11 protein-coding genes and 2 riboswitches are annotated in these 16,649 nt (G+C 73.7%); of the genes, 4 read left to right on the top strand and 7 right to left on the bottom strand.

What is annotated here, in order from left to right; all coding sequences use genetic code 11:
* Positions 1–3: 3 nt before the first annotated feature.
* A riboswitch (cobalamin riboswitch) is annotated at positions 4–191 on the top strand.
* Between the two features lie 35 nt (positions 192–226).
* A complete protein-coding gene (gene cobN / locus ACWENQ_RS30560; RefSeq protein ID WP_452417292.1) occupies positions 227–3,829 on the top strand; it encodes a cobaltochelatase subunit CobN in 3,603 nt (1,200 codons plus the stop codon).
* Here cobN and ACWENQ_RS30555 read toward each other — a convergent pair.
* From ACWENQ_RS30555 to ACWENQ_RS30530, 6 genes are read right to left on the bottom strand one after another with little or no spacing between them, the layout of a single operon-like run.
* Positions 3,784–5,151: a cobyrinate a,c-diamide synthase gene (locus ACWENQ_RS30555; protein WP_452417345.1), complete on the bottom strand. Its 1,368-nt coding sequence runs from the start codon at positions 5,149–5,151 to the stop codon at positions 3,784–3,786. The genes cobN and ACWENQ_RS30555 overlap by 46 nt on opposite strands.
* Before the next feature lie 8 nt (positions 5,152–5,159).
* Complete coding sequence (gene cobO, locus ACWENQ_RS30550) at positions 5,160–5,762, bottom strand: cob(I)yrinic acid a,c-diamide adenosyltransferase (protein ID WP_354906275.1); 603 nt, start codon at positions 5,760–5,762, stop codon at positions 5,160–5,162.
* A 1-nt stretch (position 5,763) separates the two neighbouring features.
* Entirely contained in the window at positions 5,764–7,881 is a 2,118-nt protein-coding gene (locus ACWENQ_RS30545; protein WP_452417290.1) for a VWA domain-containing protein, read from the bottom strand.
* Positions 7,878–8,597: a histidine phosphatase family protein gene (locus ACWENQ_RS30540; protein WP_452417289.1), complete on the bottom strand. Its 720-nt coding sequence runs from the start codon at positions 8,595–8,597 to the stop codon at positions 7,878–7,880. Before ACWENQ_RS30540 ends, ACWENQ_RS30545 begins: the two co-directional genes overlap by 4 nt.
* A 38-nt stretch (positions 8,598–8,635) precedes the next feature.
* Positions 8,636–9,571, bottom strand: coding sequence for a CbtA family protein (locus ACWENQ_RS30535; RefSeq protein WP_449920020.1), 936 nt, complete (start codon positions 9,569–9,571; stop codon positions 8,636–8,638).
* A gap of 9 nt (positions 9,572–9,580) precedes the next feature.
* Entirely contained in the window at positions 9,581–9,706 is a 126-nt protein-coding gene (locus tag ACWENQ_RS30530; RefSeq protein ID WP_354906281.1) for a CbtB domain-containing protein, read from the bottom strand.
* Positions 9,707–9,803: 97 nt separating this feature from the next.
* A riboswitch (cobalamin riboswitch) is annotated at positions 9,804–9,933 on the bottom strand.
* A 250-nt stretch (positions 9,934–10,183) separates the two neighbouring features.
* Here ACWENQ_RS30530 and ACWENQ_RS30525 point away from each other — a divergent pair.
* From ACWENQ_RS30525 to ACWENQ_RS30515, 3 genes are read left to right on the top strand one after another with little or no spacing between them, the layout of a single operon-like run.
* Positions 10,184–14,395: a glycoside hydrolase family 38 N-terminal domain-containing protein gene (locus ACWENQ_RS30525; RefSeq protein ID WP_452417288.1), complete on the top strand. Its 4,212-nt coding sequence runs from the start codon at positions 10,184–10,186 to the stop codon at positions 14,393–14,395.
* Positions 14,392–15,171: a DUF7158 domain-containing protein gene (locus ACWENQ_RS30520; protein ID WP_452417286.1), complete on the top strand. Its 780-nt coding sequence runs from the start codon at positions 14,392–14,394 to the stop codon at positions 15,169–15,171. The genes ACWENQ_RS30525 and ACWENQ_RS30520 overlap by 4 nt, the downstream gene beginning before the upstream one ends.
* Positions 15,171–16,115, top strand: a complete 945-nt coding sequence (locus ACWENQ_RS30515) for an ROK family protein (RefSeq protein ID WP_452417285.1) — start codon at positions 15,171–15,173, stop codon at positions 16,113–16,115. The genes ACWENQ_RS30520 and ACWENQ_RS30515 overlap by 1 nt, the downstream gene beginning before the upstream one ends.
* Here the strand turns inward: ACWENQ_RS30515 and ACWENQ_RS30510 are convergent.
* On the bottom strand, positions 16,078–16,257 hold the full coding sequence (locus ACWENQ_RS30510; protein ID WP_354906287.1) for a hypothetical protein: 180 nt from the start codon (positions 16,255–16,257) through the stop codon (positions 16,078–16,080). The two genes, ACWENQ_RS30515 and ACWENQ_RS30510, sit on opposite strands and share 38 nt — an antisense overlap.
* Positions 16,258–16,649: the final 392 nt, after the last annotated feature.

The raw sequence follows: 16,649 nt of genomic DNA, 5'->3' as shown, positions 1-16,649 counted from the left end.
TGGTAACCCGTTCAAAACCCTCTAGTCTGATCACAGACGAGGGCGACGGAGGAAGCCGGTGCGAAGCCGGCGCGGTCCCGCCACTGTGACCGGGGAGCGAACCCCACCGCAGGCCACTGTCCGGCGACGGACGGGAAGGCCGGGGTGAGCGTCGATCCGGGAGCCAGGAGACTCCCGCTCTCGTGACACCCGCGACCGGGGCGAGGACCCCGAGGGAGGAGTTCCTGTGCCCGAGAGCACGGCCGTCCTGCTGCTGTCCACCTCCGACACCGACCTGCTGAGCGCGAGGGCGAGCGGCGCGCCGTACCGCCTCGGAAACCCCGCCCGGCTGACGGTCGACGACCTGCCCGCGCTGGTCGAGGGCACGGACCTGGTCGTGGTGCGGCTCCTCGGCGGGCGCAGGGCCTGGGAGGAGGGGCTCGACCGGCTGCTCGCGGGACCACGGCCCGTGGTGGTGCTGGGCGGCGAGCAGGCGCCCGACGCCGAGCTCATGGAGCTGTCGACGGTCAGCGGCGGCGTCTGCGCCGAGGCGCATGCCTATCTCGCCCACGGCGGCCCGGCCAACCTCGCCGAGCTGCACGCCTTCCTGTCCGACACGGTGCTGCTGACCGGCAACGGGTTCGCGGCGCCCGAACCGGCCCCGGCCTGGGGGCTGCTCGAGAGGGAGCGTTCCGCCGCCGAGGGGCCCGTCGTGGGCGTGCTCTACTACCGCGCGCACCACATGGCGGGCAACACGGCCTTCGTGCGGACGCTCTGCGACGCGATCGAGGCCGCGGGCGGCCGCGCGCTGCCGGTCTTCTGCTCCTCGCTCCGCACGGCGGAGCCCGGCCTGCTCGACACGCTGCGGACCGCCGACGCGCTCGTGGTGACCGTCCTGGCCGCAGGAGGCACGCGGCCCGCGACGGCCGGAGCCGGCGGCGACGACGCGGCGTGGGACGTGGGCGCGCTGGCCGAGCTGGACGTGCCGATCCTGCAAGGGCTGTGCCTGACCACGAGCAGGCAGGCGTGGGAGGAGAACGACGACGGCCTGTCACCGCTGGACGCGGCGTCGCAGGTGGCGATCCCCGAGTTCGACGGCCGGATCATCACGGTGCCGTTCTCGTTCAAGGAGGTGGACGCGGACGGGCTGACCGTCTACGCGGCCGATCCCGAGCGCGCGGCCCGCGTCGCCGGCATCGCCGTACGGCACGCCCGGCTCAGGCACGTCCCGAACGCCGAGAAGAAGCTCGTGGTGATGCTGTCGGCCTACCCGACCAAGCACGCGCGCGTCGGCAACGCGGTCGGCCTCGACACCCCCGCGAGCACCGTGAAACTGCTGGCCAGGCTGGCCGGCGAGGGCTACGACCTGGGCGAGGGCCTGCCCGGCGTCGCCGAGGGCGACGGCGACGCGCTGATCCACGCGCTCATCGCGGCCGGCGGCCAGGACCAGGAGTGGCTGACGGAGGAGCAGCTCGCGGCCAACCCGGTGCGCGTGCCCGCCGCCACCTACACCTCCTGGTACGGCACGCTCCCCGCCGAGCTGCGCGAGGCGATGGAGCGCCACTGGGGGCCGCCGCCCGGCGAGCTGTTCGTGCACGAGGGCGACATCGTGTTCGCCGCGCTGCGGGCGGGCAACGTCGTGGTGATGGTGCAGCCGCCGCGCGGCTTCGGCGAGAACCCGATCGCGATCTACCACGATCCGGACCTGCCGCCCAGCCACCACTACCTGGCGGCCTACCGGTGGCTGTCGGCGGAGTTCGGCGCGCACGCGATCGTGCACGTCGGCAAGCACGGCAACCTGGAGTGGCTGCCCGGCAAGTCGGCGGGCTTGTCGGCCGCGTGCGGGCCCGACGCGGCGCTGGGCGACCTGCCGCTGGTCTACCCGTTCCTGGTCAACGACCCGGGCGAGGGGACGCAGGCCAAGCGGCGGGCGCACGCCGTCCTGGTGGACCACATGGTGCCGCCGATGGCCCGCGCCGACACCTACGGCGACATCGCCCGCCTGGAGCAGCTGCTGGACGAGCACGCCTCGATCGCCGCGATGGACCCGGCCAAGCTGCCCGCGATCAGGGCGCAGATCTGGACACTCATCCAGGCGGCACGGCTCGACCACGACCTCGGTCTGGCCGACCGGCCGCACGACACGGAGTTCGACGACTTCCTGCTGCACGTGGACGGCTGGCTGTGCGAGGTCAAGGACGTGCAGATCCGCGACGGGCTGCACGTGCTGGGGGCGGCGCCCGAGGGGTCGGTGCGGGTCGACCTGGTGCTGGCGATGCTGCGGGCCCGGCAGATGTGGGCGGGCGCCGAGACGCTGCCCGGCCTGCGGGAGGCTCTGGGGCTGGCCGAGGACGGTACGGCGGGCCTGGCGAGCGTGGACGCGGCCGAGTCGACGGCCAGGGCGCTGGTGGAGGGCATGGAGGCGCGCGGCTGGGAGGTGGCGGCGGCCCGCGAGGTGACCGACGCGGTCCTCGCCCCCTCCGGCGCGCGGCGGGACCTGGTCGTCCGGATCCTGGAGTTCGCCGCCACCGAGGTCGTGCCCAGGCTGGCCAGGACCGGTGACGAGCTCGACCACCTCCTGCACGCGCTCGACGGCGGCTACGTCCCCGCGGGCCCCAGCGGCTCCCCGCTGCGCGGCCTGATCAACGTGCTGCCCACCGGCAGGAACTTCTACTCGGTCGACCCGCGCGCCGTCCCCAGCAAGCTGGCGTGGGAGACCGGCCAGGCGATGGCCGACTCGCTCCTGGCCCGCTACCGCGCCGACACCGGCGAGTGGCCGCGTTCGGTGGGCCTGTCGGTGTGGGGGACCAGCGCCATGCGGACGGCGGGCGACGACGTCGCCGAGGTCCTCGCGCTGCTGGGCGCCCGCCCGGTGTGGGACGACGCCTCCCGGCGGGTCACCCGCCTGGAGCCGGTTCCGCTCGACGAGCTCGGCCGGCCGCGCATCGACGTCACGGTGCGCATCAGCGGCTTCTTCCGCGACGCCTTCCCGCATGTCGTGGCCATGCTGGACGACGCCGTGCGCATGATCGCCGCCCTGGACGAGCCCGCCGACGACAACTACGTCCGCGCCCACGTCGCCGCCGACCTCGAGACGCACGGCGACGAGCGCAGGGCCACGATGCGGGTCTTCGGCTCCCGTCCGGGCGCGTACGGCGCGGGCCTGCTGCCGCTGATCGACAGCCGCAACTGGCGGGACGACGCCGACCTGGCCGAGGTCTACGCGGTGTGGGGCGGTTTCGCCTACGGCCGCGACCTGGACGGCGTGCCGGCCCGCCAGGACATGGAGAGCGCCTACCGGCGGATCGCGGTCGCGGCGAAGAACATCGACACCCGCGAGCACGACATCGCCGACTCCGACGACTACTTCCAGTACCACGGCGGCATGGTGGCCACCGTACGGGCGCTCACGGGCCGCGCGCCCGCCGCGTACGTGGGCGACAGCACCCGCCCGGACGCCGTGCGCACGCGCACGCTGTCGGAGGAGACCTCGCGGATCTTCCGGGCCCGCGTGGTGAACCCCAACTGGCTGGCCGCGATGCGGCGGCACGGCTACAAGGGCGCCTTCGAGCTGGCCGCGACCGTGGACTACCTGTTCGGCTACGACGCCACGACCGGCGTGGTCGCCGACTGGATGTACGACAAGCTCACGCAGACCTACGTGCTCGATCCCGTGAACAGGGAGTTCATGGAGAAGTCGAACCCGTGGGCGCTGCACGGCATCGCCGAGCGGCTGCTGGAGGCGGCCGAGCGGGGGATGTGGGAGCACCCGGATCCCGACGTGCTGCGAGAGCTGCGGGAGGCCTATCTCAAGGCGGAGGGCGATCTGGAGGACGACACCAGGCGCTGAGCCGACAGCGGCCGGCCCGCCCAGTGCAGGTGCAGGTAGGAGGCGGTCACCAGGGCATCCCCGTGACCGTCTCCGCCGCCTTCCCACCGGAACAGGGGCTCTCCGGAGGCGGTCACGGCCGTCCGGTGGAACTCGTGGCCCCGGTAGCGCTCGCCCGCGCGGGTGAGCAGGGAGTCGCGGGTGGCGGTGGCGTCGCGGTAGCCGAGCGTCAGCCGAGGCGTCATTTCCGCCTTCGCCGCGATTTTTCCGCACATGGGGTGGTTGTCGAGGCTCTCGCACAGGTACAGCAGGCCCGCGCACTCGGCCGCGATCGGGCCCCGGAACGCGGCGATCTCCCGCTTCAGCGGCTCGTTGGCGGCCAGGTCGGCCGCGTACATCTCAGGGAAGCCGCCGCCGATCACGACGGCCGCGGTGCCCTCGGGGAGCGCCCGGTCGCGCAGCGGGTCGAAGGTGACCACGTCGGCTCCGGCCGCCCGCAGCAGTTCGGCGTGCTCGGCGTACCCGAAGGTGAACGCCGCTCCCCCGGCCGTCGCCACCACCGGCCGGCGCCCACCCCCTGAGCTCACCGCCGGCCCCTCGCGCCGGGTCTCCTCGGTGGCCGCCATCCGGAGGGCCGCGGCCGGGCTCCACGGCCGCGCGCGCAGCGCGGGAGCCGTGCGCGCCAGCCGTACCAAGGCCTCCAGGTCGCACGAGCGGGCCACCAGCGAGCCCAGCCGCTCCACGGCGGCCACCGCCTCGCTCTCCCGCTCGGCGGCCGGGATCAGGCCCAGGTGGCGCGAGGGCGTCGAGACCGCGTCGTCCCGCCTGATCGCGCCGAGCACCGGAACCCCCGCCGCCGCCAGCGCCGACCTGCACAGCTCCTCGTGGCGGTCGGAGCCCACCCGGTTGAGTACCACCCCGCCCACCCGCACCCGCGGGTCGAAGGTGGCGAACCCGTGCACCACCGCGGCGACCGACCTGCTCTGCCGCGCCGCGTCCACGACGAGCACGACGGGGGCCTCCAGCAGCCTGGCGACGTGCGCGGTCGAGGCGACGTCGGTGTCCGCCCTGCCGTCGAACAGGCCCATGACGCCCTCGACCACGGCGACGTCCGCGCCGGACGCGCCGTGCAGGAACAGCGGCGCCACCAGGTCCTCGCTGGTCAGCCACGGGTCCAGGTTGCGTCCGGGCCGCCCCGTCGCCAGCGCGTGGTAGCCGGGGTCGATGTAGTCGGGGCCGACCTTGTGCGGCGAGACGCGCAGCCCGCGCGCCCGCAGCGCCGCCATGAGCCCCGTCGCCACGGTCGTCTTGCCGCTCCCCGAGGCGGGCGCGGCGATCACCAGGCGCGGGACTACCACTCGATGCCCTTCTGGCCCTTCTGCCCGGCGTCCATGGGGTGCTTGACCTTGCCCATCTCCGTCACCAGATCGGCGGCGGCCAGCAGCTTCTCCGGCGCGTCCCTGCCGGTGATCACGACATGCTGGCTCCCCGTACGGCCGGCGAGCGTCTCCACCACGTCGTCCAGGTCGAGCCAACCCCACTTGAGCGGGTAGGTGAACTCGTCGAGCACGTAGAACCGGTAGGTCTCCGCCGCCAGGTCGCGCTTGATCTGCTCCCAGCCCTCGCGGGCGTCGGCGGCGTGGTCCTCCTCCGTGCCGGGGCGCTGGATCCACGACCAGCCCTCACCCATCTTGTGCCAGCTCACCGGCCCGCCCTCGGCCGAGTCGCCCAGGACGCGCAGCGCCCGCTCCTCGCCGATACGCCACTTGGCCGACTTCACGAACTGGAACACGCCGATCGGCCAGCCCTGGTTCCACGCCCGCAACGCCATCCCGAACGCGGCCGTCGACTTGCCCTTGCCGGGGCCGGTGTGCACGATCAGCAGCGGCCGGTTCCTGCGCTGCCTGGTGGTGAGGCCGTCGTCGGGGACGACCTCGGGCTTGCCCTGCGGCATCTCAGCCCGCCTTTCTGTAGTCGCGGATGAGGTCGTCCATCCCGTCGAGCGGGATGAGTCGGGCGCGCAGCCTGGTCGCCAGGCGTCCGGCCAGGCCGAGCCGTACGGGGCCGGACTCGCAGTCGACGACCACGCTCGCCGTACCGCTGAGCAGGGCGGCCGCGCGGTCCACGTCGCCGCCGGCGGTGGCGCGGCCGTCGGTCACCACCACCAGCAGCGGCCTGCGGTCCGGGTCGCGCATGCGCTCCACGCGCAGCACGTCGGCGGCGCGGGCCAGGCCCGCCGCCAGCGGGGTGCGCCCGCCGGTCGGCAGCGCGCGCAGCCGTGCCGCGCCCGCCTCCACCGACGAGGTCGGCGGCAGCGCCACCTCGGCGGCGTTCCCCCTGAACGTCACCATGCCGACCTTGTCGCGCCGCTGGTAGGCGTCGAGCAGGAGGCTGAGCACGGCCGTCTTCACGGCGGTCATCCGCTTGCGCGCGGCCATCGAACCGCTGGCGTCGACGACGAACAGCACCAGGTTGCCCTCCCTGCCCTCCTTCACCGCCTCGCGCAGATCCCCTGCGCGGATGAGCAGGCCGGGCGCGATACGCCCGCGCTCCTTCTGGTACGGCGCCGCGGCGACGAGCGTCGCGGTGAGGTGCACCGAGCGCAGGTGCCCCTCGGGAACCCGGGAGCCGGTGGTACGGCCGTGCGGGGTGCGGGCCCGCGACCGCCTGCCGGACGCGCCGTCGCCGAGGCCCTCCACCGTCAGCCACGGCACCCGGTACGGCGCCGCCACCCCGGCCACCTGGACCAGGCCCTCCCCGTCCACGGACGCGTCCTGGCCGGTGGGGGCGCTGTCGCGGTCGTGCTGCGGGGTCCGGGCGGCGCCGTTTCCGCTCGCCGCCTCGCCAGCCTCTCGCCCGTCCTTGCCATGTCCGTCCTGGTCCTGCCGGTTCTCGGCGCGGGCGGCCGGAGCGTCGGACGGCGGTCGACCGCCGTCCTCCGTGCCGCCCCCACCCGAGGGGCCGTCAGACCCGTCGGCGCCGTCGGGGCCTTCGGGGGCGGTGTCGGGGTCTGAGCCGGTGTCAGGGTCGGGGTCGGGGTCGTCGTCGGGGCGCTCGTCCTGCGAGGTCCTGGCCAGCAGCTCCTCCAGGAGCCGCTCGTCCAGCCCCGGCGCGTCGAACGGGTCGCGGCGCCGCCGGTGCGGCAGCGACAGCCGGGCCGCCACCCGCACGTCCTCGGTCGTCACCACCCGCGAGCCCCGCCAGGCGGCATGCGCGACGGCGGCGTTCGCCGTGACGAGGTCGGCGCGCAGGCCGTCCACCTCGAAGGCCGCGCACACCTCCGCGATCTGCCGCAACCGCGCGTCCGGCAGCTCCACCGCCGCCAGACGTTCCCTGGCCGCCGCGATGCCGGCCGCCAGCTCCGCCTCCTGAGCCGTCCAGCGTGCCGCGAAGCCCTGCGGATCCGCGTCGTGCGCCATGCGCCGCCGTACGACCTCGGCCCGTTCCGACGGGTCCCTCGACGCCCGCACCTCCACCGTCAGCCCGAACCGGTCCAGCAGCTGGGGCCGCAGCTCGCCCTCCTCCGGGTTCATGGTGCCGACCAGCAGGAACCTGGCCGCGTGCCGTACCGAGACGGCCTCGCGCTCGACGTAGCAGGTGCCGAGCGCGGCCGCGTCCAGCAGCAGGTCCACGAGGTGGTCGTGGAGCAGGTTGACCTCGTCCACGTACAGCACGCCCCTGTGCGCGGCGGCCAGCAGCCCGGGCTCGAACGCCTTCACGCCCTCCGTCAGCGCCCGCTCCAGGTCGAGCGACCCCACCAGACGGTCCTCCGAGGCGCCCACCGGCAGCTCCACCAGCGCGGCCGCCCTGGTGACCACCTGCTCGCCCGGCTCGTGCGGCCCGTCGGGACACGTGGGGTCGGGCGCGACGGGGTCGCACGCGAACCTGCAGGCGGCCAGCACGTCCACCGGCGGCAACTGCGCGGCCAGTGCCCTGACGATCGTGGACTTCGCGGTGCCCTTCTCCCCCCTGACGAGCACGCCGCCGACACGGGGGGAGACGGCGTTGAGCACCAGCGCCAGCTTGAGATCGTCCAGACCGACGACGGCGCTGAAGGGATAGGTGGCGGTCACGGTGTGGCCTTCCGGTTGACGTACCCGATCCGCCAGCCCTCGCGGGAGGCGGACACCTGCGTGAGAGAAAGAGGGGCGATGTCGAATCGCGCGGCGACGAGAGGGCCGACGCCGAGCGCATGTCCCAGCACCGCCCGCACCACCGCCACGTCGCACACGACCACACACCGCCGCCCGCCCGAACCCGGGCCCGACCGCCCCGAGGTGCCGGGTTCCGGTGAGGGGGCGTCGGGGCGGGCGAGCTCGCCTGGTGGGGTCTCGCGAAGGGACTCCACCCAGCGGACCACCCTGTCCGCCGCCTCGACGTGCGACTCCCCACCGTGGGGCGCGGCGCCGGGGTCGGCGAGCCACCGGGCGAAGGACTCCGGGTCGGCCTTCACGACCTCCTCGTACGGCAGGCCGCGCCAGCTCCCGTAATCCGGTTCGGCCAGCTCGGGCACGACCACGGGCGCCAACCCGAGCGCCACGGCCGTCTCCCGAGCCGCCCGCCCCGGAGCGACGAACGCCGTTCCACCCTCCCCGAACACCCCGGAACCCGGTGTTCCAGGAGATGACGGTGTTCCAGGAGATGACGGTGTTCCAGGAGATGACGGTGCCGGAGATGACGGTGTTCCGGGGTGAAGGACGGAGGCCAGGGTTCGGCTCAGGCGCTGGGCCGTTTCAAGGCTCGCCGCGTCGGCGCGTTCCTCCCCCGTAGGGAAGCGCGCGCCACGCATGCCCGGTGTCGAGGCATGCCGTACGAACAGCACCCTGGTCAGCTGACCCGCGCCTTCGCCCGTTCGCCCGCCACCGCGAACAACACCCCGAAGGCCACCCAGAACACCACCTGGGTGCCGAGGGAGGCCAGCCGGAAGTCCCACAGCAGCGAGGCGGGGAAGCCGGGCGGCACCTCGTCGACACGCGGCAGTAGCACCCACGCGGCGATCACCGGAATCAGGAAGGTCACCCCGCCCACCAGGCCCTTCGCCCAGACGCCGGGCACGGTGACCCTGCGGGTGGCGGCGACGGCGATCGCGATGGAGGCGAGGCCGACGAGGACCATCACGACGTAGAGCAGCGTTCTGGCGTTGATGGTTTCGGGGTCGCCGACAGCGGGTGGGTTGGCGGGATATTTCAGGAAGGGGACCAGGGTGATGGCACCGAACGCGCACGCTGCCGTCACGATCGCCAGGCCAGGCTCCGACCTGGGGCCGACCCTGCCGCGCAGTGCGGCGAAGACGAGGGCGAAGATGCCGCCGACGGCCAGGCCGTACAGGCCGGTGGCCAGGAAGAGGCCGACCTTCTGTACCGGCCTGCTGACCACGGCCTCCTCGCCGTGGCTGTGGCCGGCCGAAGCGCCGTCGTCGTGACTGTGCGCCTCCTCGCCGCCGCCTGCCGGGGCCGACGGCCGAGCCGCGTCCCCCGGGGCCGACGGCTGAGCCGCACCATCCGTCGAGGCTGACGGCTGAGCCGCATTAGCCGGAGCGGACGGCTGAGCCGCGCCGTCCGCCGGGGCGGACGGCTGACCGGCGCCGTCGGAATGGTGGGAGGACGGGGTGTCGCCGCCGTCAACCGATACGGCGGCGGCCGCCTCCTCCAGGGCGATCGCGGCGTCGACGCGCGGCTCCCCCACGAAGAAGGCGAACACGCCCGCGACGAGTCCGGCCAGGAGCCCGACGAGCAGGCCCCTGACCACCAGGGACTTGACCATGACGCTGCCTCAGTGGCAGGGCACGCCGAGCAGGTGACGCCCGTCGTGCATGAGCTCGTGCAGGAGCGTGCCGGTCTGCGAGATCGCGCCGTTGTCCATGAGGACGAGGTACGCGAGCAGCATCAGAACGGGCACGGCCAGCAGCCAGCGCGTGAGACGGTGAAGCGGAATTGCGGTTACGGACGTGGACAGACCACTCATGTGAAGCCTCCTCAGGGATGACGCGTCCCGCTGGTTGAGGTCGCGACGGTCAGGTGACCTGGCTCCCGGGGCTGTGGGCCCCGGATACAGTGGCGCGTCCGCACCGGCATCTCACCGGATTTCCCCTGATTCGCCGCGAAATCTACCGGAACGTATCCCTTTCTCCGGGTCTCGTCAACATCACCCGATCCTGTTCGGGCCCTTTCTGAGATGTAGATGCCCACGTCCGGGGTTTCCGGCGCGCCACGAAGGACTGTCCCGGCGCAGGCGGGGCACGGACTGTCCGCTTCCAGGAAACGCCGGGATCAGCGTTCCCGGGGAGAGCGGGCGCGGGCTATGACAACGTTGCCATTGATCTTGATAGGACCTAGTGTGACGGCGACCGCCCCCTAGAACGCCGAGGGAGACCCCGTGCCCGTTCGCCTGTTGACCGCCGAGTCGACCGACCTCTTCGTCGGGACGGAGGCGCAGCCGTACCAGGTCCTCCGGGTCACCGCCGAGCAGGGTGAGCACGACGCCGACTTGGAGGTGCGCGGCGACGGCGTGGCGGGACGCGCGGTCGTGCCCGCCGGCGAGGGGACCGTCGTGGTGGAGGTCCCGCTGGAGGTGAACGCCGAGCCGGGGACCGTCCTGCCGTGTGTGGTCACCTCGGCCGGCGACGAGCTCGCCGCCCAGGTGACCGTGGAGGAGCCGGGCTGGACGATGCACATGGTGTCGCACTTCCACTACGACCCCGTCTGGTGGAACACGCAGGCCGCCTACACCAGCCCGTGGGAGCTGCTGTCGGGTGACGCGACCACCAGGCCGCTGTGGGAGCGCAACGCGTTCGCCCTGGTGGAGGCGCATCTGGCGCTCGCGGCACGCGACCCCGACTACAAGTTCGTGCTGGCCGAGATCGACTACCTGAAGCCGTTCTTCGACACCCACCCCGAGCGCAGGGCCGACCTGCGCCGCCTGATGGCCGAGGGCAGGGTGGAGCTGATGGGCGGCACCTACAACGAGCCCAACACCAACCTGACCGGCGCCGAGACCACGATCCGCAACATCGTGTACGGCATCGGCTACCAGCGCGACATCCTCGGCGGCGAGCCCCTTACGGCATGGCAGCTCGACGCCTTCGGCCACGACCCGCAGTTCCCCGGCTACCTCGCCGCCGCCGGGCTGACCGGCAGCGCGTGGGCGCGCGGCCCCTTCCACCAGTGGGGCCCGATCAGCAAGAACTTCAAGCAGGCCAAGAACGACGCCACGCTGATGCAGTTCCCGAGCGAGTTCGAGTGGATCTCGCCCTCGGGGCTCGGTGTCGTGACGCACTACATGCCCGCGCACTACTCGGCGGGCTGGTGGATGGACTCCTCGGCGACGCTGGAGGAGGCGATGACGGCGGTTCACGAGCTGTTCGCGAGCCTGAAGCCGGTGGCCGCCACCAGGAACGTGCTGCTGCCCGTCGGCACCGACTACACCCCGCCGAACAAGTGGGTGACGGAGATCCACCGGGAGTGGGCGGCGCGGTACGTGTGGCCGAGGTTCGTCTGCGCGGTGCCGCGCGACTTCTTCGCCGCGGTCAGGGCGGAGACCAGCACGTTCAGCCCGCAGACGCGCGACATGAACCCCGTCTACACCGGCAAGGACGTCTCCTACATCGACACCAAGCAGGCCCAGCGCGCCGCCGAGGTGGCCGCGCTCGACGCCGAGCGGCTGGCCGCCTTCGCGTCGCTGCTGGGTCTGGGCCGCTACCCGCACACGGCGCTGGACAAGGTGTGGCGTCAGCTGGCCTACGGCGCCCACCACGACGCGATCACCGGCTCCGAGTCCGACCAGGTCTACATCGACCTGCTCACCGGCTGGCGGGAGGCCTACGACCTGGCGGCGGACGCCCGCGACCGCGCGCTCGACGCGCTGCTGGGCCGGGTGGCCGTGGACGGCCGCTCGGTCGTCGTCACCAACACGCTCTCCTTCGCCCGCGACGGCCTGGTCAGGGTACGGCTGGAGCCCGGGCTGCGGGTGGACGCCCCCTCCGTCGTCGAGGACGGCACGCACGTCTTCCTCGCCGAGGACGTGCCCGCGCTCGGCTGGCGGTCCTACCCGGTGGTCGAGGGCGAGGCGGACGGCTGGCGGCCCGTCGAGGGCCACACCGTCGAGAGCAACCGCTGGCGTGTCACCGCCGACCCGGCCCAGGGCGGCGGCCTGACCTCCGTCACCCGTGACGGCCGCGAACTGCTCACCGGTCTGGCCAACGAGCTGCGGCTCTACGACGAGTACCCGCAGCACCCGGACATGGGCGAGGGCCCGTGGCATCTCATGCCGACGGGCGCGACCACCGCCTCGGGCGCGACCACCGCGACCGTGCGGGCGGAGACCAGCCCGCTCGGCTCCCGCCTGGTCGTCTCAGGAGAGGTCGGCGACCTGACCTACGAGCAGGTCGTCACGCTGAGGGACGAGCGGGTCGAGTTCACCACCCGCGTCCTCGACCACACGGGCGCCGACCGGCTGCTCAGGGTTCGCTTCCCGGCTCAGGTGCGCGGCGCGCTGCCGGTCTCGGACGTGGCGGGCGCGGTCGTCGGGCGCGGTTTCGCCCTGCCCGACGTGGACAGCGCCGAGCACCCGTGGACGCTGGACAACCCGGCCAACACCTGGTTCGGCCTGTCGTCGACCGCCCGCGTCGACCTCGGACCCGCCGGTGCCCGCGCGATCGGCGTGGCGGAGATCGTCGTGTCCTCCCAGGAGGCGGCGGCCACCGCCCGTGACCTGGTGGTGGCGCTGGCCAGGGTGGGCGTGACGGCGACCGTCTCGTCGGCCTCGGGCTCCAGGTACGGCTGGCTGGACGTCGACTCCAACCTGCCCGACGTGCGCATCGTCCTGGGCGGCCCCGACACCAACCCGCTGGCCGCCGAGCTGCTGTCGCGCAGCGACCCGGCCTTCCTCGACGCGCTCAAGTCGGGCGAGCGGCGCGTGTGGGTGCCGGCCGAGAAGCCGCTGGCCGAGGTGTGGCAGCCGAGCGCCGACCTGCGCGACGTGCGGGCCCTGCCCGCGCTGATCGTGGCCGACCCCGCCGACACGCTGCTGGACGGCGCGGTCGTCCACGCGTCGTGCCCGCTGGGGCGCGAGGAGCTGGAGGACAGGACGGTCGCGCTGCTCGCCTACGGCCTGCCGGGCTTCGCCGTCGACCCCTCGGGCGCGCTGCACCTGTCGTTGATGCGGTCGTGCACGGGCTGGCCGTCCGGCGTGTGGCTGGATCCGCCGCGCCGTACGACGCCTGACGGGTCGGGCTTCCAGCTGCAGCACTGGACGCACGAGTTCTCCTACGCGCTGGCGGCCGGTGACGGCGACTGGCGCGCGCTCGGCCTGCCCGCGGCGGGACAGGAGTTCATCACGCCGCTGCTGCCGCGCGTCCTGGACGCGCAGGGCGGCGACCTGCCGTCGCCGCACTCGCTGCTGCGCGTGGACCCGCCGCGCGAGGTGCTGTTCAGCACGGTCAAGGCCACCGGCAACCCGCACGCGCACGGCCTGTCCGGGGCCGGGGCCGGGAACGGGGACGGGGACGGGGTGACGATCAGGCTTGTCGAGTCGACCGGCCTGGGCGCGATCGCCGCCCTGCACTCGCCGGTGCTCCCGCTCGACGCGCTGGTCCCCTCCGACCTGCTCGAAACCCCGGACCGGCCGACCCCGTCCGGAGAGAGCCACGCCACGCCCGACCGGCCGACCTCGTCTGGGGCAGGCCACGCCGCTTCCGACCGGTCGGCCGGCTCCGGGCAGGGTCCCGTCGCGCCGCTCGAGCTGTCCGGCGCCGAGGTGGCCACGTTCGTCGTCCCTGCGGTGCTCGACCAGGCGGGCGCGGAGCTCGGGGTGACGGCTGAGCCGGCGCAGCCGGTCTACAGCCGGTACTGGCTGCACAACAAGGGCCCGGCGCCGCTCGGCTACCTGCCCGTGAGCCTGGCCGTCTCCCCCGGCCTGGTCACCCCCGAGGGCCCGTTCGAGGTGGACGTCGTCGTCTCCTCCCACCTGGTGGACGCGGCCCACGAGGGCGTCGTGACCCTGGACCTGCCCGGCGGCTGGACGGCCGAGCCGTCCCGGCGGGTCTTCCGCCTGGAGCCCGGCGGTCATGCCCGCTTCCCCTTCACCGTCACGCCGGCGCAGGGCTCCGGCCTCCACTTCGTGACCGCCCGCACCCGGGTGGGCGAGCAGGTGATCGAGGACGCCGTCACCGTCGCCCTCGGCCCGGTCCCCGAGCTGCCCGCGCAGGTCGAGTCGGTGCCCGAGGACGGGGTCGCGGCGCGGGGCACCACGGCCGCCGAGGGCCGGCCGACCGGGTTGACAGTCCGCGCCGTCACCGGCTCGCTGTCGCTGCGTCCCTGCGACCGGGCGGCCCTGACCGTGCGGCTGGCCAACACGACCGCGGGGACCATCCGCGGCGAGGCCCAGCTCGCCTCCCCGTGGGGCACGTGGGAGTTGCTGCCCGAGGTCGTCCAGGGCTTCGAGGTGGCTCCCGGCGAGACGGTGGACGTCGCCTTCCCCGTCACGGTCCCGCCCGACGCTCAGGAGCTGCGCTCGTGGGCGCTGGCCAAGGTCATGTGGTTCGGCAGGTGCCAGTACGCGCCCGCCGTCCGCCTGGAGGTGGCACGATGACGCGCCCGCAGGTGATCGGCACGGTCGACGGGCAGCCCGTCCCCCGTGAGCTGCTCGACGTACGCCTGCGCGACCTGCGCGAGGGGCCGCTCAGTGCCGCGCTGCCCACGCCCGGCAGCTCCGAGGACAGGCAGATGGCCCGCTGGGTGACGCAGGTCGTCCTGACCGAGGTCCTGTGCGAGCGCGAGGCGCTGGCCAGGGGCCTGGCGCCGCTCGAAGGGCCGCCGCTCGACCGCCTCGCCGCGGTCGAGCTGGGCTCCATCAACGCCGCCGCCTACAACGGCAGCCCGTGGGTGCGCGCCGTCCACCGTGCCGTGGCCGCCGCGGCGCAGGTCCCGCCGGCCTGGTCGGCTCCCCCTCCGGCCGCCCGCACCCCCCTCCACCTGGTACGGCACGCCCTGTTCGGCGACGAGCCGGCCGCCCGCGCCGCCACGCCCGGCGACCTGGAACGGCTCGGCGCGATCAGTCTCGACTCGCTGCCTTCCGCGATCGCCGAGGCGTTGCGGCGCCTGCCGTACGGGACGCAGGCCGGGCCGGTCCGCGACCCGCTGGGCTGGCACGTGGCCGTCGCCGAGCCCGCGCCCGTCACCGACCCTGACCCTGACCCCGGCTCCGGCACCGGCACCGGCACCGGGGACGTGCCGCTCGCGGAGGCCGCCGGGCGGCGCGCGTTCGCCCGGTGGCTGGACGAGCAGCGGGCCACCCGGGTGGAACTCGTCCCCGGTCTCGAACATCCTGGCGACCCTCGCCAGCCCGACAACCACCACAAACACTGATGACCCACGTACTGGCCGTCGACATCGGCGGCACCAAGCTCGCGGCGGCCCTCGTCGACCGCGCGGGAACCGTCCTGCGCTCGGCCACCCGCCCCACTCCGCGCGAGGACGTCTTCGGCGCGCTCGCCCTGCTCGTCAGCGAGGTCGTGGCCGAGGGCCCGGCGCCCGTCGCGGTCGGGATCGGCTGCGCGGGCCCGCTGAACCTGGCCACCGGCACGGTCAGCCCCGTCAACATCGGCACCTGGCGCGGCTTCCCGCTGCGCGAGCGGGTGCGGGAGCTCACCGGGCTGCCCACCGTGCTGGCGGGCGACGCCCAGTGCTTCGCGCTGGGCGAGCACTGGCTCGGCACCGGCGCCCGGAGCCCGTCGATGCTCGGCATCGTGGTCTCGACGGGCATCGGCGGAGGGCTGGTCATCGACGGCGCGCCGCTGCTCGGCCCCACAGGGAACGCCGGACACGTCGGGCACATGACGGTCGACCCCGCCGGCGAGCCGTGCGCGTGCGGGAGCCGGGGCTGCGTCGAGAGGTACGCCAGCGGGCCCAACCTGGTCCGCTGGGCCGTCGAGAACGGCTGGACCCCCTCGCCGGAGGGGGCCGCTCCCGACGGGCCGCTGCTGGCCGGGGACGCCGCGGCGGGTCACCCCGTGGCGCTGGCGGCGTTCGAGCGGGGCGCCCGCGCGCTGGCCGCGATGATCGTCTCCACGGCCGCCGCGGTCGAGGTGACGGATGTGGTCATCGGCGGCGGCGTGGCCAACGCGGGCCCGATCCTGTTCGACCCGCTCCGCCGCGCGATGGACGAGCTGGCAGGACTCGACTTCGTCCGGCGGGTCGAGATCCGCCGGTCCAGGCTGGGTGTGCGGGCCGCGCTGGCCGGGGCCGCCAAGCTGGCTTGGACGGCGACGCCGGCTACCGCCGTTCCGCCTGAGCCTCGCGACGCTCGATGATCCTTCGCGTGTAGGGGATGACCTCCACGACCTTCGCCCCGAGGTAGGCGCCGATGAAGGCCAGCACCAGCAGGACGATCGGACTCGTGGCGAACCCGTTCACCGTCACGAACACCTGCAGGATCACGTCGAGCATCGGCATATGCGGACTCCGGGGAAAGAACCAGACAGAGGACTCACCATAACCGGCGGCCACGCATGGTCGACGCGGTTCAAACCTGTCCCGGCCGCCACTGTCTTCTCCCATTCGCCTTCGCCTTTCCGCGGCGAGGAGGCGAAGAGGATTCGGATGTCGATCCGATAGCCGGCGTTTCTACGGTTGTCCCATGCCTCGAGGAGAGCGGCCTCCAATGGGGGGGCGGGGGCACTCGCCTGCGCTGGTCGCCGCACTCTTCCTGGCCGGAACACCCGACGCGGGCACGCCATCGGGCCGCCCGCCGACCGTGGAAGGGAGGCGAACCATGAGGATCGAGATCAAGCGGATCGAGAACGTCCGTCTGACCGGCGACTGCTTTGGCACCTGGAACAACCCTT

Source organism: Nonomuraea sp. NPDC004354, assembly GCF_053602555.1.
Note: the sequence above shows the minus strand (reverse complement) of the source record. Positions and strands in the feature narration are given on the sequence as shown.

Coding starts and splice junctions, on each gene's coding strand:
- ACWENQ_RS30535 (WP_449920020.1), bottom strand. CDS start 9,571: ATGGTCAAGTCCCTGGTGGTCAGGGGCCTGCTCGTCGGGCTCCTGGCC.
- ACWENQ_RS30520 (WP_452417286.1), top strand. CDS start 14,392: ATGACGCGCCCGCAGGTGATCGGCACGGTCGACGGGCAGCCCGTCCCC.
- ACWENQ_RS30510 (WP_354906287.1), bottom strand. CDS start 16,257: ATGCCGATGCTCGACGTGATCCTGCAGGTGTTCGTGACGGTGAACGGG.
- ACWENQ_RS30515 (WP_452417285.1), top strand. CDS start 15,171: ATGACCCACGTACTGGCCGTCGACATCGGCGGCACCAAGCTCGCGGCG.
- cobO (WP_354906275.1), bottom strand. CDS start 5,762: ATGCCGCAGGGCAAGCCCGAGGTCGTCCCCGACGACGGCCTCACCACC.
- ACWENQ_RS30540 (WP_452417289.1), bottom strand. CDS start 8,597: ATGCGTGGCGCGCGCTTCCCTACGGGGGAGGAACGCGCCGACGCGGCG.